The organism is Allorhizobium sp. NPDC080224 (genome assembly GCF_050281005.1).
Lineage (GTDB): Bacteria > Pseudomonadota > Alphaproteobacteria > Rhizobiales > Rhizobiaceae > Allorhizobium.
The window spans coordinates 298,415-320,372 of sequence record NZ_JBNNWJ010000001.1; the positions used below are offsets into that span (position 1 = coordinate 298,415).

The following is a 21,958-nucleotide window of genomic DNA, read 5'->3' on the forward strand; positions in this document are numbered from 1 at the left end:
TCGCTTCAGCAAAATTCAAGGTCGGCGGCGTTGCCTTCGCGCGGCGCGCCGCCTAAATCTGCTGGGCAATCGCAGGGGATAGCTCATGGCCAATATCAGAAACGTCGCCGTCCAGATGGATCACGTATCCACGATCAACATCGCAGGCGATAGCACCTTCGCCATGAGCATCGAGGCCCAGAACCGCGGCTACAAGCTCTTCCACTACACGCCGGACCGGCTCTCGATGCGCGACGGGAAGGTCTTCGCATCCGTCGAGCCCATGGTTCTGCGCGACGTCAAGGGTGACCACTACACCCTCGGCGCGCCGGAACGCGTCGATCTCTCGACCATGGATGTCATCCTTCTCCGTCAGGATCCGCCATTCGACATGGCCTATATCACCTCGACGCATCTGCTTGAGCGTATCCATCCGAAGACGCTTGTGGTCAACGATCCGGCCTGGGTGCGTAACTCGCCGGAAAAGATCTTCGTGACCGAATTCGCTGACCTTATGCCGCCCACCCTGATCACCAAGGATCCAGCCGAGATTGCCCGTTTCCGTCAGGAGCAGGGCGACATCATCTTAAAGCCGCTCTACGGCAATGGCGGCGCTGGCGTCTTCCATTCGACCCGTGACGATCGCAACTTTTCTTCACTGATGGAAATGTTCGGCCAGATGTTCCGCGAACCCTTCATCGCGCAAGGCTATCTGCCGGCGGTGCGCAAGGGCGACAAGCGCATCATCCTCGTCGATGGCGAGCCTGTCGGCGCGATCAATCGCGTTCCTGCCGAACATGATGCGCGTTCCAATATGCATGCGGGCGGCAGGCCGGAGCCGACTGAACTCACCGCGCGTGAGCGCGAAATCTGCGCCCGCATCGGCCCGGCACTGCGAGAGCGTGGCTTCTTGCTCGTCGGCATCGACGTGATCGGCGACTACATGACCGAGATCAACGTGACGTCGCCGACAGGCCTCCGCGAGGTGAAGAACTTCGGCGGTGCGGATATCGCAGCTCTGCTCTGGGACACGATCGAGCGCAAGCGCACCTAACACGCTGAATCCTTTTCTGAAGTTCAGCTCTTGCTCCGGGTGCACGACCGCAGGCAACCCTGCGCCTATCTGCAGGTGCAATTGTTCCGCAAATGTTCTTGCGCTTGTTTGCTTCTTATGCGAGATTGTTGTCGTCGCTACACGCAATATGAAGTTGCAGTGGTGGCCTCAGATCGATCGGCGAGGGCGGGCAATGGTAGCGCGTGTCAGTACGGTTGCATTCCAGGGCATAGAAGGCGTGCCCGTCGAGGTTCAGGTCATGGTAGCGCCCGGCAAGACCGGCATACAGATCGTCGGTCTGCCGGACAAGGCGGTGGCCGAGAGCCGTGAGCGGGTTCAGGCGGCCTTGCATGCCTCGGGCCTGTCGCTTCCCGCCAAACGGGTCACGGTCAATCTCGCGCCGGCGGATCTTCCCAAGGAAGGGTCGCATTTCGACCTCCCTATAGCGCTTGGGCTGATGGCGGCGCTCGGTGCCATCCCGGGTGATGCGCTCCAAGGCTTTCTCGTCATCGGCGAACTCAATCTCGACGGCACGATCGCGCCGATCGCAGGGGCCTTGCCCGCAGCGATCAGCGCCAACGCCATGGACAAGGGCCTCATCTGCCCGGCCGACAGCGGCGCTGAGGCCGCGTGGGCCGGCAGCGAGATCGATATCCTTGCCCCGCGCAGTCTGATTGCGCTCGCCAATCATTTCAGAGGCACGCAGGTACTCTCACGGCCGGAAGCTTCCATCCGGGCACCCGCAGCCAACTTGCCGGATCTGGCGGACATCAAGGGTCAGGAAAGCGCCAAGCGGGCGCTGGAGGTCGCAGCTGCCGGCGGACACAATCTGCTTTTCGTTGGCCCGCCCGGCTCGGGCAAGTCGATGCTGGCTGCTCGCCTGCCGTCGATCCTGCCGCCGCTCTCTGCGGCAGAACTGCTCGAAGTGTCGATGATCCATTCGATCGCGGGGCAGCTTTCGGGTGGCAAGCTCTCCGATCGCCGGCCCTTCCGCACGCCGCATCATTCGGCCACCATGGCGGCTTTGGTCGGTGGCGGGTTGAAGGCCAGGCCCGGCGAGGCGTCGCTTGCTCACCATGGCATCCTCTTCCTCGACGAGCTGCCGGAATTCGCGCCGCCCGTGCTTGATGCACTCCGCCAGCCGCTCGAGACAGGCGAATGCATCATCGCCCGCGCCAACCACCGGGTCTCCTACCCCTCGGATTTTCAGCTGGTGGCGGCCATGAACCCCTGCCGTTGCGGCATGGCGGGCGAGCCCGGCCATGTCTGCGCGCGTGGCATCCGCTGCCAGACCGAATATCAGGGCCGAATTTCTGGGCCGCTGATGGACCGTATCGACATCCGTATCGATGTGCCTGCCGTCTCGGCCACGGATCTCATCCGGCCCCGAGCGGCCGAAAGCAGTGCGGAGGTGGCGAAACGCGTGGCCTCAGCCCGCGCCCGTCAGCGGGATCGTTTTGAGCGCCTTGACCTGCCCTTCAGCACCAATGCCCGTTGCTCGACGGCGCTGATCGAGACCCTGGCTGAACCGGATGCATCCGGGCTGCAGCTCTTGCGTGATGCTGCAGAGAAATTCCGGTTTTCGGCGCGCGGTTATCACCGGGTGCTGAAGGTGGCGCGCACCCTCGCCGATCTCGATGGGGTGGAAACCCTGGGGCGGATTCACCTCGCCGAGGCGATCTCGTACCGCATCGCCTCCGAACGGCTGGCAGCGGCGGCGTGACCGGCGATCTTGAGGAGGAGGGGTCGAAAGTACAGGCCGGGATAGGAGGAGGCGGGAATTAGCCTGGCAAAGCCGCCGGGCGAAGCATGTCGACGGGAAGCGTGAGGCGCACTTCGGCTCCGCTCTCCGGATAGGCGATCTCGGTGTGGCCGCGCACACCGGCGATGACGCGTTTCATCAGGGTGGAGCCGAAACCGCCCGATCCCGGCTGTGGCGAAAGCGGCGGCGGACCGCCGCTTTCGCTCCAGCGCATGACGAGTTGCTCGCTCCCGTCCTGGGCCATTTCGATATCCCAGGTGATGGAGATCTGGCCATGGCCGACGCTGAGGGCGCCGTATTTTGCGGCATTGGTGCCAAGCTCGTGCAGGATCAGGCTGAGCACGACGACGGTCTGGCCGCCGATCGGGACACGCGGACCATGAGCCGTGAAACGGGGTGTGCCGACAATGGCAAACGGTTCGAGGGCCTGAAAGATGACGCTCTGTAGTGATGCGTCCTCGCCCTCGCGAAGCCCGCGTAGCAGGAGGTTGGAACGGCCGAGCGCAGTCAGCCGATCACGCAGCCGCGCCGCGAGCTCGTCGGCGCTGGAGGCGTTCTTCAGGGAGAGACTGATGATCGCATTGATGGTGGCGAAGATGTTCTTCAGGCGATGGTCCAGTTCCTGGGCCATGACCTCCTGCTGTTCGGCCAGCCGCTGAACCTCTTCGCGGGTGCTGATCTCCTGGCGATAAGCCTGCTTCATCATGTAGATCAGCGTCAGGTCGGTGACGACGACGAACAGGTAGAGCCCCATGGCGAGCAGAGTGCCGAGCGAGAAGTCGAAGCGTCCCGGGCTGATGAAAAAGTACCAGGCCGCAATGCCCGAGAGCGTCGCGACGATCAGGCCCTGCCGGACGCCGAAGACGAAACCGCAGATGATGACGGCGGGAAAGAAGGTCAGGAACGGGAAGCCCGCTGGCAGCACGGGATCGAACCAGGCGCGGATCGCCAGTGCCACGGCGAAGACGATGAGGCTCGCGACATAGGTCGCGATCAGGCCGCTTGTCGACAGTCGCTCTTGAACGGAGGCAAACGCCGGCAGGCGGTGAAGTAATGCGCGCATGGGGCCCCTTGAGGACTGCAGTCGACCAGTCGTGAGATATTCTAGCCGGGGAATGGGACGGCTGCAATCGAGGGTGAGGAGCGCCGGCGTTGTCCGGCGCCCTACGATGGCTTACTCGCCGAGACCGGCAAAGAGCGCCGTCGACAGATAGCGCTCGGCAAAGGACGGAATGATGACGACGATTGTCTTGCCGGCATTTTCCTCCCGCTGGCCAAGTTTGATGGCCGCGGTCAGCGCGGCACCCGAGGAGATGCCGACCGGCACACCTTCAAGACGCGCGACGAGACGTGCATTCTCGAAGGCCTCGTCATTGGTAACTGTGACGACCTCGTCATAGACATGGGTGTCAAGAATGGCGGGCGCGAAGCCGGCGCCGATACCCTGGATCTTGTGCGGTCCGGGATCGCCACCGGAGAGAACCGGGCTGTCAGCTGGCTCGACGGCGACGACCTTGATCTCGGGCTTGCGGCTCTTGAGCACCTGGCCGGTGCCGGTGATGGTGCCGCCCGTACCGATGCCGGAGACGAAGATATCGACCTGGCCGTCGGTGTCGTTCCAGATTTCCTCGGCTGTCGTCTTGCGATGGATTTCCGGATTGGCGGGGTTCTCGAACTGTTGCGGGATGATTGCATCCTGCGTGGTCTCGGCCAGTTCCTGTGCCTTGGCAATGGCGCCCTTCATGCCCTTTGCGCCCTCGGTCAGGACAAGCTCGGCACCGAGCAGGGCCAGCATCTTGCGGCGCTCGATTGACATTGTCTCGGGCATGGTGAGGATCAGGCGATAACCCTTGGCCGCCGCCGCAAAGGCAAGCGCAATGCCGGTATTCCCGGATGTCGGCTCGATGAGAACGGTCTTGCCAGGCACCATCTTGCCCTGGGCTTCCAGGCTCTCGATCATGGCCACACCGATACGATCCTTGACCGAGGCGATCGGGTTGAAGAATTCGAGCTTGGCGAGCAGATGCGCCTTCACGCCCTTTTCCTTGGCAAGCTTGTCGAGCCTGACGATCGGGGTATCGCCGATCGTTTCGGTGATTGAGCCATAGACGCGTCCACGGCCGGGTTTCTTCTGCTCAGTCATGGGTTTCTCCCTGGTGATTTGGTTGGCGCGAGCTTACGCCTGCCGACCCGTCCTTGCCAGCATAGCCATGCCGCAGCGGGCTTGATCCGTGGAAAAATCTGCTCCGTGGGCCGGTCGCATTCGCCTTCGGATAAGAAAAGCGCCTGCGGCCTGTTTGTTTCATGCCGCGCGGCGATCAGGCCGCGCGTGCCGCAATATAGGCGGCCGTGCCGGCAAGAATGCCGGCAGCGCTGCGGTTCAGGACTTTCAGCGCCTCCGGCCGCTTCAAGAGCCCGCGCGCCTGGGCCGCAAGCAGGATATAGGGCAGAAGCACCGCCATCAGCACGACGAAGGTCAGGCCAACGAGCAGGATGTAATCGGCAAGCCCGATTGCCTCGAGCGGGATCAGCGTCGGGACGAGAGCCACGTAGAACAGCATGGTCTTCGGATTGCCGAGCGTCACCAGAAGACCGGAGAGGAAGGACATGGACGGGCGCATCGCACGCTCAGCCTTGATGTCTTGCGGCAGGAGCCCTGCGGTCCAGAGCTTCCAGGCGACATAGACGAGGTAGGCGGCGCCTAGGAATTTCAGGATCAGGAAGGGCGTCACGAAGGTTTTCGCCAGCACCGAAAGCCCGAGGATGACGGCAGTCAGATAGACGAGATCACCGAGGATGAGGCCGAGCCCCATGAAGAAGGTCGGCCGGAAGCCGGAGCCCAGCGCCCGCGCCACAATCGCGGTCATACCCGGTCCCGGAATGGCGGCCGCGATGAACAGCGCGCCGCAATAAGCGATGATGGTGGTCAGGGTCATGGGGGCTCCTCCTCGCTCATTCCTAATCTCGGGCGGTAAGACTTGCAACGGTGACACGATCGCGATTGCAGCCCTCAGCCGGTTGCCGTTAGGAGGCATCAACCGCCGTGAGGAAACGATCTCGTGCCAAGCATGCCCGCATTCCTTGCCTTCAGCCTTGTCTGCCTTGGTATGGTCCTGACGCCCGGGCCAAACATGATCTATCTGGTGTCCCGGTCTATCTGCCAGGGTGCCATGGCAGGCCTCATTTCGCTGGGCGGTGTGGCGCTCGGCTTTGTCGTCTACATGCTTCTCGCAGCCTTCGGCATCACCGTCCTGCTGCTCGCCGTTCCCTTCGCCTTCGAGATGCTCAAATTCTGCGGCGCGCTCTATCTCGGCTGGCTCGCCTGGCAAGCGCTGAGGCCGGGAGGCCGCTCGCCCTTCCAGGTGCGTGATCTACCTGCTGACAGTCCCCGCAAGCTCTTTGTCATGGGGCTTGTCACCAACCTGCTGAACCCCAAAGTCGCGATCCTCTACCTGTCGCTTTTGCCACAGTTTATCGATCCAACCCGCGGCAGCGTTCTGCTCCAGTCGCTGGTTTTGGGTTTTACGCAGATCGTCATCGGCGTCACGGGCAACGGCCTGATCGCCCTGTCCGCAGGCTCCATTGCGCTCTTCCTCGCCGGGCGTCCGTCCTGGATGGTGGTGCAGCGCTGGCTCATGGGCACGGTGCTCGCGGCTCTCGCGATCCGCATGGTGACGGAAGCGCAGCGCTGAACATCCGAAAAGGGCCGCTTCTCAGAAATCCGCCAGGGGCGAGAGCATGAAAGGCTGAGTCAGAGACGCAGGCTCAAGGCCCCGCACCATGAGCACACAGTCGCCTTGATGCGGTCTTGCTGCACCTTTCCAATCGAGCCGATCTGGAGGGAAAAACACCTCGGCATTCTGGAAATTCGGCCCGAGGCTTGCCACGATATGGCCCAGCGGCGGGACATTGCGGGCCGCGACATCCAGGATCTGCAGCGACGTTTGCCCCTGGGGCTTCCAGGCAATCACCGCATCGTCTTCTGCCAGCAGGCTCAGCCTGATGTCCGGATCGAAGTGGGCGTTGAGCAGGAACATCTCCTTTTGCCTAACGACGGAGAAGGTCTCCGAGACGGGTTGCCGAGTGTCCAGCGCCATCTGAACCATGTGGAGATCCGCCGTCTGTTTCAGGTCGAGGTCACGCGCCCTGGGCACAAGCAAGTCAGCTTGTGGAACGGCACCATAAAATTTGAACTGGGGTATGGTTCGGAAGCCGTAGGGTTCATAGAGCCCCGGCTTGTCCGTCAGCAATATCCCGGCTTCGAAGCCTCCGCGTTCCGCCCAGTCGAAGGCCCGCTTCATCAGGGTCCGGTATAGCCCCTGTCCGCGATAATCCGGCCGCACGGCGCCAGACTGGTAGCCAGCGGCCCGAACCACGCGTCCATTGACAACGAGCGGCATGGAGAAGGCGGAGAAATTCGCAACGCATCGCCCTGACGGATCGAAATAGCCAAACGGCATCGATGTGGGATCAGGTCCGCCCAGTTTCATCTGGTGGGAGATGTCGATGCCGAAGATGTCCTGGAGCAGATCCGCGAGCGCCTGAAACGCCGCAGGGTCTCCAAAGTAACCTTCCCGCAGCGTCAGGGCCTCCAGCATGCTGCACCCTCACACCCCGGTCGAGCCGAAGCCGCCGGCACCCCGCGCCGTGTCGCTCGTCTCGGTCACCTCGGTCACGCGTACCTGAGTTACCGGTGCGATCACCATCTGGGCGATGCGCATGCCGCGGGTGATGACGAAATCCTCCTGGCCGAGATTGATGAGCAACACCTTCACCTCGCCGCGATAATCGCTATCGATGGTGCCGGGGGTGTTGAGGCAGGTCACGCCGTTCTTGAAGGCGAGACCGGAGCGCGGGCGGATCTGCGCTTCGAAACCTTCAGGGATTTCCATGATGAAGCCGGTGGGCACCAGCGCCCGTGCGCCCGGTGCAAGCGTCATCGGCTCCCCATCGGACACCGCTGCCCTCAGATCCATTCCCGCCGCTCCTGCCGTTTCATAGGCGGGAAGATCAAGCCCTTGTCCATGCGGCAGGCGCTTGAGGTTGAGCACGGGGCCGATGACGTCTGAGCGGATGGTGGACATGGCGGAATTCCTTTGTTTGTCGCGCTCAATTGCATATTGGCCGTCGAAACGCTAGATAACCGCCCGACCAGAAGGACTCCTGAGATATGGCTGAAACGCTCGCCGAGGCGGTCTCCCGCCGCCGCACCTTTGCTATTATCGCCCACCCGGACGCGGGCAAAACGACGCTGACCGAAAAGCTGCTGCTGTTCGGCGGCGCGATCCAGCTTGCCGGTGAAGTCAAGGCGAAGAAAGATCGCATCCAGACCCGGTCGGACTGGATGAAAATCGAACGCGAGCGCGGCATTTCGGTCGTAACCTCGGTCATGACCTTCGAATATGAAGGCAATGTCTTCAACATCCTCGACACGCCCGGTCACGAAGACTTCGCAGACGACACCTACCGCACGCTAACCGCCGTCGACGCGGCCGTCATGGTCATCGACGCTGCCAAGGGTATCGAGCCGCGGACCTTGAAACTGTTCGAGGTCTGCCGCATGCGCGACATTCCGATCATCACCTTCATCAACAAGATGGACCGCGAAAGCCGCGATCCCTTCGAAATCCTCGACGAGGTCGAAGAGAAGCTGGCGCTCGACACGGCCCCGATCACCTGGCCCGTCGGCCGTTCCAAGACCTTCTGCGGCTCCTATCATCTTGCCAACAACACCTATCGGGGCGGCGATGCCCAGGTCGAGCCGCTCAAGGTCAACGGTCCGCAGAGCGTGGCGGAAAACCTGCCCGAAAACGAGCGCCAGACCTTTATTGACGAGCTGGAACTCGCCCGCGAAGCCTGCCGTCCTTTCGATCGTCAGAGCTTTCTCGAAGGCCACATGACGCCGGTCTTCTTTGGCTCTGCGCTGAGGAATTTTGGCGTGCGCGACCTGATCAATGCGCTGGGTGCCTATGCGCCCCCGCCGCGCGACCAGGTGGCCGATGTCAGAACGGTGCACGCGGCGGAAGACAAGATGACCGCCTTCGTCTTCAAGATCCAGGCCAACATGGACCCGAACCATCGCGACCGCATCGCTTTTGCCCGCATTTGCTCCGGCAAGCTCGAGCGCGGCATGAAGGCGCGCTTGGCCCGCACCGGCAAGCAGATGGGCCTGACGGCGCCGCAATTCTTCTTCGCCTCGCAGCGTCAGCTAGCGGATACGGCCTATGCCGGTGACGTTGTCGGCATCCCGAACCACGGGACACTGCGCATTGGTGACACGCTGACCGAAGGCGAAAACCTCGTCTTCCAGGGCGTGCCGAACTTCTCTCCGGAGATCCTGCGCCGCGTGCGGCTGGAAGATGCAATGAAGGCGAAGAAGCTGAAGGAAGCTTTGCAGCAGATGGCCGAAGAGGGCGTCGTGCAGCTCTTTTCGCCGGAAGACGGCTCGCCGGCCATCGTCGGCGTCGTCGGTGCGCTGCAGCTCGACGTCCTGAAGGAGCGACTGCAGGGCGAATACGGTCTGCCGGTGTCCTTCGAAATGTCGCGCTTCTCCGTCTGCCGCTGGATCTCGGCCGAGAACAAGGACGATCTGGAAAAGTTCATGACCCAGCGCCGCGGCGACATCTGCCGAGATCTCGACGGCGACCCGGTCTTCATGGCGCAGGACCAGTTCTCGCTGCGCTACGAGTCCGAGCGTTACCCCTCGATCAAGATGGTCGCCATCAAGGAATATCACGTCGCCAAGGCGGCGTGAGTTTGGTCGAGAGCGGTGACGGTTACGCCGTCACCGCAGCGTAGGTTCATTCTGCTGCCTTGATCCGCAGTCCCAGGGAAGCGTCGAACTCCACCCTAAGCGTCTCATAGCTCGCGATCGTCGGATGGGACGTCTCCAGCGGATGCGCGTGCGTCGCCGTGATCACGGCGACATCGGCGCCTGCCGCTTCTCCGGCTCGGACACCGGCCAGCACATCCTCGAACACCAGGCAGTGGGACGGATCTAACCCGAGCCGCTCTGCACCGAGCCGGTAGCCGGCGGGATCCGGCTTGCCGATCTTCACGTCTTCTGCCGTCACGATCTTGAGCGGCTGCGGCAGGCCAGCGGCCCCGATGCGGGCGCGGGCAAGCGCTGATGGTGCCGAGGTCACGATCGCCCAGCGTTCGGCGGGTAAGCTTTTCAGAAAGTCGATGGCGCCGGGGATCGGCACGATGCCCTCAAGATCCTCGATCTCGCCGCGCTCGACCTCGAGCGCTTCTTTCACCACATCGATTCCGGGCAGGTTCAGCGCGCTGATCGTGTCGATCCCGCGCTTGCCATGCATGGTGGGCAGGAAGGTCTCAAGGTCGAGGCTATGCTTGAGGGCCCAGCGGCTCCAGACGCGCTCGGCAGCGGCGATGGAATTGAGCAGAGTTCCGTCCATGTCGAAGAGAAAGCCATCATAGGAGCGGTCGAAAAGCCGGTCTGGGGCGTGATGCAAGGCAATCTCCTCGTGTAGTTTGATATCCCGGCCTCCCTAGCGACTCTGGTCGTCGGCTGCAAACTCTGAATGGGAATGACGGGCAGACACAGGTGACAGGAACGGCGCTGTCGCATAGTCTGGCGCCTGAGAGACAGGGGCGTCTGGCGCAAGCCGGGCTGAGAAGCACCCTTTGAACCTGAACCAGATCATGCTGGCGGAGGGAGTCGCTCGGGTGTCGCGCTAGGTGTATCCGCGCTGTGCCCGCTGCGTCTCCGCCGCCTCGGGAGACGCAGACATGAGATCATCCACCATCCGCAACGTGCTGACCATCGCCGGCTCCGATCCTTCCGGTGGAGCAGGCATCCAGGCCGATCTCAAGGCCTTTTCGGCCCGCGGTTGCTACGGAATGGCTGCTATCACCGCGCTGACGGCGCAGAACACGACGGGCGTCTCGGCCGTCAGACCGCTCGATCCCGGTTTTGTCGCCGAGCAGATCCGCATGGTCTTTGCCGATGTGCGCGTGGATGCGGTGAAGATCGGCATGATCGCCAATTCCGGCATCGCCTCGGCCGTCGCCGAAGCGCTGAAACCTTATCGCGGCATTCCCGTCGTTCTCGATCCCGTCATGATCGCCAAAGGCGGTGCAAGCCTGCTCGATCCGGATGCGGTTGAAGCACTGACGTCGAACGTACTGCCGCTTGCCACGCTCCTGACGCCTAACCTGCTGGAGGCTGCAGCCCTGCTCGGCGACCCCGAGGCCTCTGACCGGCGGATCATGGAAACCCAGGCCATCAGGCTGACAGCACTCGGACCCCGGGCTGTACTGCTCAAGGGTGGCCATCTGGCAGGCCCGGAAAGCCCGGATGTCCTGGTTGCGGATGGCCAGGTGACCTGGTTCGAGGCGGAACGGATCGCAACGCGCAATACGCATGGCACTGGCTGTTCTCTGTCGAGCGCGCTCGCTGCCGAATTGGCAAAGGGGCTCGAGCCACAAGAGGCGGTGCGTGTCGCCAAGGCCTGGCTGGCGGAGGCCGTCCGGAGTTCTGGCCTGCTGTCGGTTGGCTCAGGACACGGGCCGGTGCATCACTTCCATTCACTCTGGCAGGATTAGTCGTTGGGGCCTTCGGGCAGGTCGCGAATGTCGAATACGAAGGGCAGGGCGGACTTCAGGAAAGACTGGTGCGCTGGACGAATGAACGCTCGTTGGTCGATGCATCCCACGCGCAGGCTGATTTCCACACCCTCGGCATCGCTCCGCCACATCGGCGAACCGCAGTTGCCGCAGAAGAATTGGTCGCTCGGCCGGCCGCTGTCACCCATTTTCCGGTAGCGCTGGGCCTCGCCGGTCAGAAGCTGAAATTGACCGGGCAGAGCGGAGACTGTGACCCTGTAAGCTGAGCCCGTCAGCCGCTGGCAATCCGTGCAATGGCATATGCCGACGGCCTGTGGATCGACCTCGGCTTCATAGCGAACTTCGCCGCATTGGCATGCCCCGGTTACGCGCATCTCGGTCTCCGGTAAAAGAAAACCCGGCGCTGGAGACGCCGGGTTGAAGTGAACTTGACTGCGTGGGGTTAATGATCGGCCTTGATAAAGGTTCCGTTCTGCAACTCCTTCATCGCCTGCATCAGTTCTTCCCGCGTATTCATGACGATCGGACCATGCCAGGCGACTGGCTCCTTGATCGGCTTGCCGGTGACCAGCAGGAAGCGGATGGCCTGTTCGCCGGCCTGAACGGTGATCTCGTTGCCGGTGTCGAAAACGACAAGCGTCCGGTTGCCGGAAAGGTCGCGGATGTTCAGCTCTTCGCCCATGTATTCCTTCTCGACCTTGACGCCGAAGGGCTTGGACGCATCGCGGAACGAGCCGGAGCCGGCAAAGATATAGGCAAAGGCCGAGCGATAGGTATCGACGGGGAAAGTCTTGCGCTTGCCGGGTGGCACGGAGATGTCGAGATAGACCGGGTCGGCAGCAATGCCGTCGACGGGGCCATTCTTGCCCCAGAAGTCGCCACAGATGACACGCACGGCAGTGCCGTCATCGTCGATGACAACCGGGATGTCTGCCGATTTGATGTCCTGGTAGCGCGGCGTGGTCATCTTCAGCGAGGAGGGCAGGTTTGCCCAGAGTTGGAAGCCGTGCATACGACCGGCGAAATCGCCTTTCGGCATTTCCTGGTGCAGGATGCCGCTGCCGGCGGTCATCCATTGCAGGTCGCCCGCACCCAGCATGCCCTGATTGCCGAGGCTGTCGCCGTGTTCGACGGTGCCGGCGAGCACATAGGTGATCGTCTCGATGCCGCGATGCGGGTGCCAGGGGAAACCGCGCAGATAGTCGTTTGGCTCGTCGTTGCGGAAATCGTCCATCATCAGAAAGGGATCGGTCATCGAAGGATCGCCGAAGCCGAAGACACGGTGCAGCTTCACACCGGCGCCTTCCATGGTCGGCGTGGCGCGGCTCTCATGCTTGACGGGGCGGATGGACATTCGGGGACCTTCTCGGGGAAACGGGCTCGTTGCTTGGGCAGCAATATAGGCGAGAGAACCATGGCACGCAGGCCCGCCGGGCAGAACGCAGTGTTCACTTTTGTGCCAGTCGACAGCAGGAAGAATGTTGCGCTGCACGACAAAAATTTGTCATGAAGGAAGCCATGTTTGCAAATCATTAGTCTATCGGGCGAAGACTACCAAGGATTCGCAGTCGGTCGATGGACCTGGGGCAGAATTCATATGTGTCGTTGGGCAGCTTACCGTGGTGTTCCGATCTTCCTCGAGGAGCTGGTGACTTCGCCTGCGCATTCCCTGATCGAACAATCCCATTGCGCAACCCGCGCCAAGACCGCCACAAACGGCGATGGCTTCGGTCTCGCCTGGTATGGGGATCGCCCCGAGCCGGGCCGCTTCCGGGATGTGCTGCCGGCTTGGTCCGACTGCAATCTGAAGAGCCTCGCAAGCCAGATCCGCTCCCCGCTCTTCCTCGCCCATGTGCGCGCCGCAACCCATGGTGCCACCCGCCGCGACAACTGCCATCCCTTCGTCCAGGGAAACTGGTCCTTCATGCACAACGGCCAGATCGACAATTTCGATCGCATCCGCCGACCTATGGAAGGCATGCTGGACGACGAGCATTTCCATGCCCGTGTTGGTACGACCGACAGCGAACTGCTCTTCCTGCTGGCCCTTCAGTTCGGTCTGCGGGACCGTCCGATCTCGGCCATGAGCGAGGCCGTGGGCTTCGTGGAGCAGATCAGCCTGCACCTCACCGGCACCGCGCGCATTCGCCTCACGGCGGCTTTCTCCGATGGCAAGACGCTCTATGCCGTGCGCTATTCGACGGATGAACATGCCCCGACGCTTTTTGCAGCGCCGATGGGGCCGAAGGGCAGCTTCTGCCTCGTCTCGGAGCCGCTGAACGATGAGACGGACACCTGGGTGGAGATCCCCGCAGGCAGCGCCGTGATCCTCAGCGAAAACGGCCTGGATGCCGCCGAGTTCAAGCCTGCAGTCGAGCGTATGCGGGTCGATGAGATCCGTCAGCCGGCGATGGCTGCTGTCTGATCAAAGCATTACTCGACGATGCCGAGTTCGGCGCGCAGCTTGCGGGTCAGCGAGCCACTGACCGTGCGATAGGAGCGCGTGAGATATTCCTCTAGATCGGCCTCGCCGAGCTCGCTGTCCGGTTCGACGCTGACCCATTTACGTTTGGCGAAATAGGGCGCCTGTGACACGCCTTTGAGCGATGTCAGGATCTCGAAGCTTTCTTCGCTGACCTTGAAGGTCAGCCGATGTTCACCATCGGTCAGCAGCGCAAAGACCTTGTCGCCCACCTTGGCCACACGGCTGTCCCACTGATCGACCTGTTTGGTGCCGGCAAACCCTTGGACAAAGGCCTCGAAGCCGGAGCGCGTAAAGAGGCTCATGCGCCGGTCCCGCCGATCTGGGTGGCGATCCAGAGCGCCAGCCGTTCGGCCACTTCGTCTTTGGAAAGGTCCGGCCAGGCTTCGACCCCGTCGCGGGAAATCAGCTTCACCCGGTTGCGGTTGCCGCCCATGATCCCTGTCTCGGGCGAGACATCATTGGCAACGATCAGGTCGGCACCCTTGCGCTCAAGCTTGGAGCGGCCGTTTTCCTCGACATTCTGGGTCTCGGCTGCAAAGCCGACAACGAGGCGCGGGCGCTGTGCATGATGCCCGACGGTCTTCAGGATGTCAGGGTTTTCCGCGAGTTCGAGCGGCGGCGGCGCCTCGCCGGGCTGCTTCTTGATCTTCTGCCCGGCGGAGGACGCAACACGCCAGTCGGCGACGGCGGCAACCATAACCGCGATATCGGCCGGCAGCGCGGAGAGCACGGCATCGCGCATCTCTTCGGCCCGCTCCACATGCTGGGTGCGAACGCCGGAGGGATCGGCAATGGTCACGGGTCCGGAGACCAGGGTCACCTCGGCGCCGAGGCGGGCAAGGGCGGCCGCAATCGCGTGGCCCTGCTTGCCGGAGGAGCGATTGGCGATGTAGCGCACGGGATCGATCGGCTCGTGGGTCGGGCCTGAGGTGACAACGGCCTTCATGCCGGCAAGCGGCTTCGGTCCCGAGAGCAGGTCTTCGACACGGTCTGCAATCTCGATCGGCTCCGCCATGCGCCCGCGACCACGCTCTCCGCTTTCGGCCATCTCGCCCTCCATCGGGCCGATGGACTGGATACCGTCACGTTGCAGGGTGGCGTAGTTCCGCTGGGTCGCCGGATGAGCCCACATTTTCGGGTTCATCGCTGGCGCAATCAGCACCGGGCGGTCGGTCGCGAGAAGCACGGTGGAGGCAAGATCGTCTGCAAGCCCGTTCGCCATCTTCGCTATCAGGTCGGCGGTCGCGGGTGCGACGAGCACGACATCACATTCGCGCGCCAGTCGGATATGGCCGACATCCTGCTCGTCCTCGCGGGAAAAGAGCTCGGTATAGACATGGGAGGCCGACAGTGCACCGACGGCGAGCGGCGTGACGAATTCCTGAGCGCCACGTGTCATGATCGGCCGCACGCTTGCACCGCGCTCCCTGAGCCTCCTGATAAGATCGAGGCTCTTGTAGGCGGCGATGCCGCCCGCGATGACAAGCAAAATGCGCTTTCCGGCCAAGCTCATGAAGAAGCACCCTTAATCTCTGCGGCGCGACCCTAACGCAAATCGGGTCGCTGGCAAATCACTGGACTCCGCAGTGGTAAACGCGGCTCAAGCTCCGCTGTCGAGCTTGAGTGGGACTTCCGCAACGGTGCCTTGCGTGCCTTCGAGATAGTGCAAACCTTCTCCCAGCGTCGAGGCCATGGATTTGACGATCCGGCTCCCGAGACCGGTTCCCTTCGGCGCGCTCTGCGGATCAATGCCGACGCCGTCATCCTCGACCCGAAGCAGCGCCTCGCCATCGCCCCGCATCTTCAGATGCACCCGGATATCGCCGGCCTGTCCGGGCGCATAGGCATATTTGAAGGCGTTGGTGACGAGTTCCGTGACGATCATGCCGACCGAAACCGCCTTGTCGGCGCTGAGGGAGATGGGATCCGCATCGAGCAGCAGGCGCACGGGCTTTTCGGCGCTATGCAGCGAATTATAGAGCTCGACGGTAAGTCGGTTGAGGTAACGATCGAGCTCCACCCGGCTGACGTCGTCGGAGGTGTAAAGACTGCGATGCATGCCGGCGATGGCCGTGATACGGGCCTGGGTTTCCGCCAGTTCCGCCTTCACTTCATCGCTGCGGGCCGCCGAGATCTGCAGCCTGAGCAGGCTGGCGACCAGCGCCAGCGAGTTGGCGACACGATGGTTGACCTCGGCCAGCAGGGCCTCTGCGCGTTCCTTGCCGAGCCGGATCTCTTCATCGGCGCGGGCTTTGGCTGCACGCAGCTGGGCATTGGCGACCGTCTGCTCGATTGCGCTCGATAAGAGCGACAGGAAGTCGTCGCTGACCGTCTTGATGACATAGTCAGCGGCACCCGCCTTGATCGCCTCGATCGCCACCTGCGCCTCGTTCGATCCGGTGACATAGACCACCGGCACATCAATCTCGGCCTCGCGCATGCGGCCGAGCACATCGTGGCCGGTCGTCTGGCGCAGGTAATGATCGAGTACGACGACGTCGAACCCTGCGGTCGTCAGGAGTTCAAGCGCGTCTTCGGCGTTCTCAGCATGCGACACTTCATGACCGAGCCGGCCCATATGCCTCTGGACCAGCCGGGCAATGGCAGCATCGTCATCGATGTAGAGAACGCTGAAGCTCATCGCCTGACCGCCATCAGGGGATTTGCATGACGGAGAAGAACAGTCCGAGCTGGCGAATGGCGTTGGCGAAATTGTCGTAATCGACAGGTTTGGTAATATAGACATTGGCCCCGAGATCGTAGCAACGCTGGATTTCGCGTTCGTCATCCGTCGTCGTGAGGATGACGACCGGGAGCCGTCGCGTGTGCGGATTGGATTTAATCTGGTCGAGAATATCGGTGCCCGACATATCAGGCAGATTGAGGTCGAGCAGGATCAGCAAATAGCGATCTTCGGAAACCTTGCCGCTACGATCCGTGCCCAGGACGTAGTCGAGCGCCTCGGTACCGTTGGTGAAGGGCACGATTTCGTTGTTCACGCCGGCGCGACGCACGTTCTTCTCGATCAGACGGGCATGACCCTCGTCGTCTTCGACCATGACAATGGTGACTTCTTTACCCACGGCTTTCATTATCAACTCCGTACCAAGCGTGACAGGTCAGATGGCAGTCGCAGTACGAAGGTTGACCCTTCTCCTAAACGGGATCGAACGGTTATCTCCCCTCCGAGGTTCCGTGCCAGTGAGCGGACATGGGCAAGGCCGATGCCTTCACCCGATTGATCCTGCTGACCGGAGCGGCGGAAAAGTTCGAAAATGCGTTCGTGGTCCTGCTCTGCAATGCCACGGCCGTTGTCCTCCACCTCGATCCTTACCATGTGACGCCCTTCGGGCGCGGTTCGGACGGCGAGGGTCAGGGGCCGCTGGGGATGCTTGTACTTGATAGCATTGTCGAAAAGGTTACCAAGAATTTGTTCGACCGACAATCGATCGGTGTTGAGGCGGGTGGCCTTGATGTCGATATCGATGCTGCCGTCGCTCTCGCTGATCTGGTGATAGACGCTGTTGGTGATGGTCTCCAGCAAGGGTTGCAATTCGACGATTTCGGGCTTCAGCTGACGCCGCCCGTCGCGCGAGATCTTCAGGATCGCGTTGATCAGTCCGTCCATCTTCTTCGTCGATGAGCGGATAAAGCCGATGGCTTCGGGCAGGTCTTCCGACGCAGCCAGTCTGGCCTCGCGGATCTCTTCTTCTGATACCGGCTTGCCGTCGTTCAGGACGTAGGCCTGCAAGGATTTCAGCGAGGCGTCGAGCTCCGCGGTAAAGCCCATTATGTTGACCAGCGGTGCTCTGAGATCATGAGTGACAATATAGGCGAAGCGCTGGATCTCCTGGTTTGCCTGCATGAGATCTTCGGTGCGCTCCGCCACGCGGGCCTCGAGGCCTTGATTCAAGACCTCCACCTCGCGCCTGGAGGCCGCGAGCGCGCGCACATGCTGGGCGACGACCAGGATCGCACCTCCCATCACGGCAATGATGGCGATGCCGCCGGCGACCGTGATCCATTGAAGCTGCTCGGTGGCGCTGATCTGCGCCTCGGTTCCAAGCTCGACATTGGCGTCTGATAGCTCCTTGAACTGATCGAGCATGGAGCGGATGTCGTCCATAAGCTCACGACCGACATCGCTCTGAATCAACTCGACGGCTTGTGCCTGCTCGCCGCTGCGCACGAGATTGATGGCCTGACCCATCTCGGCGAGCTTCCCGCGGATTCGCTCACGCAACCGGTCCATCTGGGCTGCCTTGATCGGGCGATCGGCAACTGCTGCTGCGAGCCTGTCGACCTCTTCGCGGATTTCGCCGACGGCGGACTCGTAAGGTTGGAGGAACAGTTCGTTGCGCGTAATGACGAAGCCGCGCTGGCCTGTCTCAGCGTCGGTCAGCTTCTGCATGAGGTCGGCCGACATTCGCCGGATGTTTCGCTCCTGGAGGATGTATTCGAAGGTCGTCTGGGTACGCTCGACGAGACCGAAGGTCGCGACGATAATGCCGACGAGGATTGCAGTGCCGATCAGGAGAAAGAGCAGCGTGGACCGGACGAAGCCGGTTTGGGTGGCAGACATGTCACTCCTGAAGGAACAAAAAACGCGTTAGGTGGTTCCAACGCACGATCGATCGCTTTGTTCCATCAAAAAATCGAGGAGTTGCGATTTATTTGTCGGCGATCCTTGCCGTCAGGACACCTGAAAAGCGGTCACCACAACTGCGACCGCGATCACCCAGAGCGCAATCCGACCAGACCGTGTATGCCGCGCTTCTGCCCGTCCGATGCGCTCGGCGGTATCGGCATCGAAACGCAGACCTTCCTCGCTCATACGCACGATCTCGCCATGAAGCTTCTCGGTCTTGGTGGCGATGTCCGGCAGCGCTTCTGCCAGCCGGAGTGCCGCCTTGGCGCCATCCTTGATATCAGTCGCAATGCGCTTTGGACCGAGATTGTCGCGGATCCAATGCGACACGACGGGCTCTGCGGCTTTCCACATGTTGAAGCGCGGATTGAGAATGCGCGAGACGCCCTCGACGACGACCATGGTCTTTTGCAGCATCACCAGTTCCGGGCGTGTCTGCATGTCGAAGATCTCGGTGACTTCGAACAGCAGAGTCAGCAGCTTGCCCATGGAAATGGTCTCAGCCGGCTGCCCGTGGATCGGCTCGCCGATCGCGCGGATCGCCTGGGCGAAGCTCGCGACATTGTGGTGCGACGGCACATAGCCGGCTTCGAAATGCACCTCTGCGACGCGCATGTAGTCGCGCGTGATGAAGCCGTAGAGGATCTCGGCGAGGAAGCGCCGTTCCTTCTTTCCAAGGCGCCCGGCAATGCCCATGTCGACCGCGACGATCATGCCGGCCGGATCGACGAAGAGATTGCCCGGATGCATGTCGGCATGGAAGAAGCCGTCGCGCAGAGTATGGCGCAGGAAAGACTGGATCAGCGTGTCGGCAAGCGCATTGAGATCGTGGCCGGCAGCGCGCAAGCCTTCGACATCCGACATCTTGACGCCATCGATCCATTCCATGGTGACGACGTCGCGGCCCGTGCGTTCCCAGTCGACTTCGGGCACGCGGAAGCCCGGGTCGTCCTTGGTGTTTTCCGCAATCTCGGACAGGGCCGCAGCCTCAAGGCGCAGATCCATCTCGACCTTGGTGGTCTGCTCCAGCGTCTTCGTCACCTCGACGGGCCGCAGACGCCGCGTATGCGGCAGGAAGCGTTCCTGGAGATGCGAAACGAGATACATGGCCTCGAGATCGGCCGCAAAGCGCTTGCGCACGCCAGGGCGGATCACCTTGACGGCAACCTTTCGCGAGCCCTCGGGCGTTGCGACCTGGGCCGGGTGCACCTGGGCGATCGAGGCGGCGGCGATCGGTTCACCGAAATACGTGTAGAGCTCTTGGATGGAGCGGCCGAGCGATTCCTGAATGGTCGTCTTCGAGGCTTCAGTCGGGAAGAAATCCATCCGGTCCTGCAGCCCGGCGAGATCCTCAGCAAATTCAGCGCCAACAACATCCGGACGGGTGGCGAGAAACTGGCCGATCTTCACATAGGACGGACCGAGGCGTGCCACGGCTCTGGCGAGACGATCCGACCGCTCGACCGATTTCGCCCGGCCACGCGCGAGCGGCGCGACGGCCGCCTTGGCGATCCCGACGAGCGGCGGCAGTCCTTCGGAGGGCAGGGCAGCGACGACCCCTTCGCGCACCAGCACCCAGCCAACCCGCGCCAGGCGGAAATATGCCCCGATCGTGCTCATGCGCCTCAGATCTTCCAGCCGGAATGGAGCGCCGCGATGCCGCCGGTGTAGTTGGTGAAGCGAACGTTGGAGAAGCCGGCCCGCTCGATCATCCGGGCGAAATCCGGCTGATTGGGGAATTTGCGGATCGACTCCACGAGATACTGATAGGGTTCGGCATCGCCGGTGATCATCTTGCCGAAGCGCGGAATCGCATTGAACGACCAGGCATCATAGACCTTGTCGAGCAGCGGCAGTTCGACTTCGGAAAACTCCAGGACGAGCAGACGTCCGCCGCGCTTCAGAACGCGGAAGGCCTCCGACAGCGCCACATCGATATGCGGCACGTTGCGGATGCCGAATGCGATCGTATAGGCGTCGAAGCTGTTGTCCTCGAACGGCAGGCTTTCGGCATTGGCCTCGACAAAGGTGAGGTTGGGGGAAAGCCCCTTCTTCTCCGCCCGCTCGGCACCGACGCCGAGCATGGAGCCGTTGATGTCGAGCACGGTCGCATGCGCCATCCGGTTGGAGGCCTCGACGATACGGAAGGCGATGTCGCCCGTGCCGCCGGCAACGTCGAGCACCTTGTAGTTCTGATCCTTGCGTGGATTGAGAGCTGCCACCATCGCATCCTTCCAGACACGGTGCAGGCCGGCCGACATCACGTCGTTCATGATGTCGTAGCGCTTGGCCACCTTGTGGAAGACATTGTTGACCAGGCCCTGCTTTTCCTGCTCGTCGACCTGGCGGAACCCGTAGGAGGTTTCCATGCCGCCATCGGCGGAAATGCGGCTTGCAGTCATCGGTTTACTCCACATATCGGAACGGTCGGCAGACCATAGCGAAAAGGCCTGTCCCGCGCTATCTGCGGAGAGGAAGCCTTGGCTTCGCTGGTCTATAGACCTTTAAAGAAGCGGTTCAAACAGAAAGATGGGCTGAAATGCCGGAATTGCCAGAGGTTGAGACAGTCAGACGTGGCCTTGCGCCTGCCATGGAAGGCACCAGTCTGCAGCGCCTGGAGCTGCGCAGGCCGGATCTGCGCTTTCCTCTCCCGCGCGATTTTGCCGCAAGGGTCGAAGGTCGGCGTATTCTCGCGCTGTCCCGTCGGGCGAAATACCTGCTCTTCGACCTTGAGGACGATCTGACCGTCATTGCCCATCTCGGCATGTCCGGCTCGTTCCGTATCGAAGCGGCAGCCGAGGCAAACATCCCCGGCGTCTTCCACCACGAGCGCAGCAAGGATGAGAAGCACGACCACGTCGTTTTTCATCTGCAGCGTCCGGAGGGCCCCGTCCGCGTCATCTATAATGACCCGCGTCGGTTCGGCTTCATGGAGCTGATGGCGCGCTCTGAACTCGATTCCTATCCGGCATTTCGCGATCTTGGCCCCGAACCGGTCGGCAATATCCTCTCCCCGGACTATCTGGCGACCCGTTTTGCAGGCCGCAGCCAACCGCTGAAGAGCGCCCTGCTCGATCAGAAGGTGATCGCCGGTCTCGGCAATATCTATGTCTGTGAAGCGCTCTGGCGATCGCATCTGTCGCCGACCCGCAAGGTTTCCACCCTGGTCACGGCGAAGGGCAAGCCGAAGGCGGACCTTGAACTGCTCACCCAGTCGATCCGCGAGGTCATTGCCGATGCGATCGAGGCAGGTGGTTCGTCGCTGCGCGACCATATCCAGGCGGACGGCACCTTGGGGTACTTCCAGCATTCCTTCCGCGCCTATGATCGGGAGGGAAAGCCCTGCCTCACGGATGGTTGCAGGGGTACCGTCGAAAGGATAGTTCAATCCGGCCGCTCGACATTCTATTGTCGCACCTGCCAGAAATGAGGCCTTCGGGC

Annotated in this window: 22 protein-coding genes and 1 riboswitch; of the genes, 7 read left to right on the forward strand and 15 right to left on the reverse strand. The window is 62.1% G+C overall.

The genetic code is table 11. The annotated features are described in order from the left end of the window. Positions 1-85: 85 nt before the first annotated feature. Positions 86-1,033 carry a glutathione synthase gene (gshB, locus tag ACQKP1_RS01500; RefSeq protein WP_427273940.1) on the forward strand — a complete coding sequence of 316 codons (948 nt, stop codon included), beginning with the start codon at positions 86-88 and terminating at the stop codon, positions 1,031-1,033. A 193-nt stretch (positions 1,034-1,226) separates the two neighbouring features. Further along, positions 1,227-2,756 carry a YifB family Mg chelatase-like AAA ATPase gene (locus ACQKP1_RS01505; protein ID WP_427273941.1) on the forward strand — a complete coding sequence of 510 codons (1,530 nt, stop codon included), beginning with the start codon at positions 1,227-1,229 and terminating at the stop codon, positions 2,754-2,756. 58 nt (positions 2,757-2,814) lie between these two features. On the opposite strand, the gene ACQKP1_RS01510 is transcribed toward ACQKP1_RS01505, so the two are convergent. The 3 genes from ACQKP1_RS01510 to ACQKP1_RS01520 form a co-directional block, all read right to left on the reverse strand. Then, positions 2,815-3,858 carry an HWE histidine kinase domain-containing protein gene (locus tag ACQKP1_RS01510; protein WP_427273942.1) on the reverse strand — a complete coding sequence of 348 codons (1,044 nt, stop codon included), beginning with the start codon at positions 3,856-3,858 and terminating at the stop codon, positions 2,815-2,817. A gap of 111 nt (positions 3,859-3,969) precedes the next feature. After that, a complete protein-coding gene (gene cysK / locus ACQKP1_RS01515) occupies positions 3,970-4,938 on the reverse strand; it encodes a cysteine synthase A (protein ID WP_427273943.1) in 969 nt (322 codons plus the stop codon). A gap of 175 nt (positions 4,939-5,113) precedes the next feature. Further along, positions 5,114-5,731: a LysE family translocator gene (locus ACQKP1_RS01520; protein WP_203019263.1), complete on the reverse strand. Its 618-nt coding sequence runs from the start codon at positions 5,729-5,731 to the stop codon at positions 5,114-5,116. Positions 5,732-5,863: 132 nt separating this feature from the next. On the opposite strand from ACQKP1_RS01520, the gene ACQKP1_RS01525 reads away from it, so the two are divergent. Then, the gene (locus ACQKP1_RS01525) at positions 5,864-6,487 is read left to right on the forward strand and encodes a LysE family translocator (protein WP_203019879.1); all 624 of its coding nucleotides are present in this window, start codon (positions 5,864-5,866) and stop codon (positions 6,485-6,487) included. Positions 6,488-6,508: 21 nt separating this feature from the next. On the opposite strand, the gene ACQKP1_RS01530 is transcribed toward ACQKP1_RS01525, so the two are convergent. Next, positions 6,509-7,393, reverse strand: coding sequence for a GNAT family N-acetyltransferase (locus ACQKP1_RS01530; RefSeq protein ID WP_427273944.1), 885 nt, complete (start codon positions 7,391-7,393; stop codon positions 6,509-6,511). A gap of 9 nt (positions 7,394-7,402) precedes the next feature. Beyond that, a complete protein-coding gene (dut, locus tag ACQKP1_RS01535) occupies positions 7,403-7,879 on the reverse strand; it encodes a dUTP diphosphatase (protein ID WP_427273945.1) in 477 nt (158 codons plus the stop codon). Positions 7,880-7,965: 86 nt separating this feature from the next. Here dut and ACQKP1_RS01540 point away from each other — a divergent pair, with 86 nt between their 5' ends. Beyond that, positions 7,966-9,549, forward strand: coding sequence for a peptide chain release factor 3 (locus ACQKP1_RS01540; RefSeq protein ID WP_427273946.1), 1,584 nt, complete (start codon positions 7,966-7,968; stop codon positions 9,547-9,549). A 46-nt stretch (positions 9,550-9,595) separates the two neighbouring features. Here ACQKP1_RS01540 and ACQKP1_RS01545 read toward each other — a convergent pair whose 3' ends face one another. Continuing rightward, the gene (locus ACQKP1_RS01545) at positions 9,596-10,270 is read right to left on the reverse strand and encodes an HAD-IA family hydrolase (protein ID WP_427273947.1); all 675 of its coding nucleotides are present in this window, start codon (positions 10,268-10,270) and stop codon (positions 9,596-9,598) included. 125 nt (positions 10,271-10,395) lie between these two features. After that, positions 10,396-10,492: riboswitch (TPP riboswitch) on the forward strand. 55 nt (positions 10,493-10,547) lie between these two features. On the opposite strand from ACQKP1_RS01545, the gene thiD reads away from it, so the two are divergent. After that, a complete protein-coding gene (thiD, locus tag ACQKP1_RS01550; protein WP_427273948.1) occupies positions 10,548-11,363 on the forward strand; it encodes a bifunctional hydroxymethylpyrimidine kinase/phosphomethylpyrimidine kinase in 816 nt (271 codons plus the stop codon). Here the strand turns inward: thiD and ACQKP1_RS01555 are convergent. Then, a complete protein-coding gene (locus ACQKP1_RS01555) occupies positions 11,360-11,758 on the reverse strand; it encodes a GFA family protein (protein WP_427273949.1) in 399 nt (132 codons plus the stop codon). The two genes, thiD and ACQKP1_RS01555, sit on opposite strands and share 4 nt — an antisense overlap. 68 nt (positions 11,759-11,826) lie before the next feature. Continuing rightward, on the reverse strand, positions 11,827-12,738 hold the full coding sequence (locus tag ACQKP1_RS01560; protein ID WP_427273950.1) for a pirin family protein: 912 nt from the start codon (positions 12,736-12,738) through the stop codon (positions 11,827-11,829). Positions 12,739-12,981: 243 nt separating this feature from the next. Between ACQKP1_RS01560 and ACQKP1_RS01565 the strand changes: the two genes are divergently transcribed. Continuing rightward, positions 12,982-13,809 (forward strand): class II glutamine amidotransferase, encoded by an 828-nt coding sequence (locus ACQKP1_RS01565; RefSeq protein ID WP_203019274.1) that lies wholly within the window; start codon positions 12,982-12,984, stop codon positions 13,807-13,809. 8 nt (positions 13,810-13,817) lie between these two features. On the opposite strand, the gene ACQKP1_RS01570 is transcribed toward ACQKP1_RS01565, so the two are convergent. From ACQKP1_RS01570 to ubiE, 7 genes are all read right to left on the reverse strand, one after another. Continuing rightward, positions 13,818-14,171 carry an MmcQ/YjbR family DNA-binding protein gene (locus ACQKP1_RS01570; RefSeq protein WP_427273951.1) on the reverse strand — a complete coding sequence of 118 codons (354 nt, stop codon included), beginning with the start codon at positions 14,169-14,171 and terminating at the stop codon, positions 13,818-13,820. Further along, a complete protein-coding gene (gene coaBC / locus ACQKP1_RS01575; RefSeq protein WP_427273952.1) occupies positions 14,168-15,382 on the reverse strand; it encodes a bifunctional phosphopantothenoylcysteine decarboxylase/phosphopantothenate--cysteine ligase CoaBC in 1,215 nt (404 codons plus the stop codon). The genes ACQKP1_RS01570 and coaBC overlap by 4 nt, the downstream gene beginning before the upstream one ends. Before the next feature lie 87 nt (positions 15,383-15,469). Further along, positions 15,470-16,510 carry a sensor histidine kinase gene (locus ACQKP1_RS01580; protein WP_203019277.1) on the reverse strand — a complete coding sequence of 347 codons (1,041 nt, stop codon included), beginning with the start codon at positions 16,508-16,510 and terminating at the stop codon, positions 15,470-15,472. 13 nt (positions 16,511-16,523) lie between these two features. Then, positions 16,524-16,961 carry a response regulator gene (locus ACQKP1_RS01585; RefSeq protein ID WP_006724986.1) on the reverse strand — a complete coding sequence of 146 codons (438 nt, stop codon included), beginning with the start codon at positions 16,959-16,961 and terminating at the stop codon, positions 16,524-16,526. Between the two features lie 2 nt (positions 16,962-16,963). Further along, the gene (locus ACQKP1_RS01590; RefSeq protein WP_427273953.1) at positions 16,964-18,451 is read right to left on the reverse strand and encodes a sensor histidine kinase; all 1,488 of its coding nucleotides are present in this window, start codon (positions 18,449-18,451) and stop codon (positions 16,964-16,966) included. Positions 18,452-18,562: 111 nt separating this feature from the next. After that, positions 18,563-20,137 (reverse strand): 2-polyprenylphenol 6-hydroxylase, encoded by a 1,575-nt coding sequence (gene ubiB, locus ACQKP1_RS01595; protein WP_427273954.1) that lies wholly within the window; start codon positions 20,135-20,137, stop codon positions 18,563-18,565. Positions 20,138-20,142: 5 nt separating this feature from the next. Next, positions 20,143-20,919: a bifunctional demethylmenaquinone methyltransferase/2-methoxy-6-polyprenyl-1,4-benzoquinol methylase UbiE gene (ubiE, locus tag ACQKP1_RS01600; protein ID WP_427273955.1), complete on the reverse strand. Its 777-nt coding sequence runs from the start codon at positions 20,917-20,919 to the stop codon at positions 20,143-20,145. Positions 20,920-21,056: 137 nt separating this feature from the next. Here ubiE and mutM point away from each other — a divergent pair, with 137 nt between their 5' ends. After that, positions 21,057-21,947, forward strand: a complete 891-nt coding sequence (mutM, locus tag ACQKP1_RS01605) for a bifunctional DNA-formamidopyrimidine glycosylase/DNA-(apurinic or apyrimidinic site) lyase (protein WP_427273956.1) — start codon at positions 21,057-21,059, stop codon at positions 21,945-21,947. The last annotated feature ends 11 nt before the right edge of the window (positions 21,948-21,958 follow it).

What these genes read in the sequence shown, in the direction of transcription:
- gshB (WP_427273940.1), top strand. Translation starts at nt 86, where the DNA reads ATGGCCAATATCAGAAACGTCGCCGTCCAGATGGATCACGTATCCACG.
- ACQKP1_RS01505 (WP_427273941.1), top strand. Translation starts at nt 1,227, where the DNA reads ATGGTAGCGCGTGTCAGTACGGTTGCATTCCAGGGCATAGAAGGCGTG.
- ACQKP1_RS01510 (WP_427273942.1), bottom strand. Translation starts at nt 3,858, where the DNA reads ATGCGCGCATTACTTCACCGCCTGCCGGCGTTTGCCTCCGTTCAAGAG.
- cysK (WP_427273943.1), bottom strand. Translation starts at nt 4,938, where the DNA reads ATGACTGAGCAGAAGAAACCCGGCCGTGGACGCGTCTATGGCTCAATC.
- ACQKP1_RS01520 (WP_203019263.1), bottom strand. Translation starts at nt 5,731, where the DNA reads ATGACCCTGACCACCATCATCGCTTATTGCGGCGCGCTGTTCATCGCG.
- ACQKP1_RS01525 (WP_203019879.1), top strand. Translation starts at nt 5,864, where the DNA reads ATGCCCGCATTCCTTGCCTTCAGCCTTGTCTGCCTTGGTATGGTCCTG.
- ACQKP1_RS01530 (WP_427273944.1), bottom strand. Translation starts at nt 7,393, where the DNA reads ATGCTGGAGGCCCTGACGCTGCGGGAAGGTTACTTTGGAGACCCTGCG.
- dut (WP_427273945.1), bottom strand. Translation starts at nt 7,879, where the DNA reads ATGTCCACCATCCGCTCAGACGTCATCGGCCCCGTGCTCAACCTCAAG.
- ACQKP1_RS01540 (WP_427273946.1), top strand. Translation starts at nt 7,966, where the DNA reads ATGGCTGAAACGCTCGCCGAGGCGGTCTCCCGCCGCCGCACCTTTGCT.
- thiD (WP_427273948.1), top strand. Translation starts at nt 10,548, where the DNA reads ATGAGATCATCCACCATCCGCAACGTGCTGACCATCGCCGGCTCCGAT.
- ACQKP1_RS01555 (WP_427273949.1), bottom strand. Translation starts at nt 11,758, where the DNA reads ATGCGCGTAACCGGGGCATGCCAATGCGGCGAAGTTCGCTATGAAGCC.
- ACQKP1_RS01560 (WP_427273950.1), bottom strand. Translation starts at nt 12,738, where the DNA reads ATGTCCATCCGCCCCGTCAAGCATGAGAGCCGCGCCACGCCGACCATG.
- ACQKP1_RS01565 (WP_203019274.1), top strand. Translation starts at nt 12,982, where the DNA reads ATGTGTCGTTGGGCAGCTTACCGTGGTGTTCCGATCTTCCTCGAGGAG.
- ACQKP1_RS01570 (WP_427273951.1), bottom strand. Translation starts at nt 14,171, where the DNA reads ATGAGCCTCTTTACGCGCTCCGGCTTCGAGGCCTTTGTCCAAGGGTTT.
- coaBC (WP_427273952.1), bottom strand. Translation starts at nt 15,382, where the DNA reads ATGAGCTTGGCCGGAAAGCGCATTTTGCTTGTCATCGCGGGCGGCATC.
- ACQKP1_RS01580 (WP_203019277.1), bottom strand. Translation starts at nt 16,510, where the DNA reads ATGAGCTTCAGCGTTCTCTACATCGATGACGATGCTGCCATTGCCCGG.
- ACQKP1_RS01585 (WP_006724986.1), bottom strand. Translation starts at nt 16,961, where the DNA reads ATGAAAGCCGTGGGTAAAGAAGTCACCATTGTCATGGTCGAAGACGAC.
- ACQKP1_RS01590 (WP_427273953.1), bottom strand. Translation starts at nt 18,451, where the DNA reads ATGTCTGCCACCCAAACCGGCTTCGTCCGGTCCACGCTGCTCTTTCTC.
- ubiB (WP_427273954.1), bottom strand. Translation starts at nt 20,137, where the DNA reads ATGAGCACGATCGGGGCATATTTCCGCCTGGCGCGGGTTGGCTGGGTG.
- ubiE (WP_427273955.1), bottom strand. Translation starts at nt 20,919, where the DNA reads ATGACTGCAAGCCGCATTTCCGCCGATGGCGGCATGGAAACCTCCTAC.
- mutM (WP_427273956.1), top strand. Translation starts at nt 21,057, where the DNA reads ATGCCGGAATTGCCAGAGGTTGAGACAGTCAGACGTGGCCTTGCGCCT.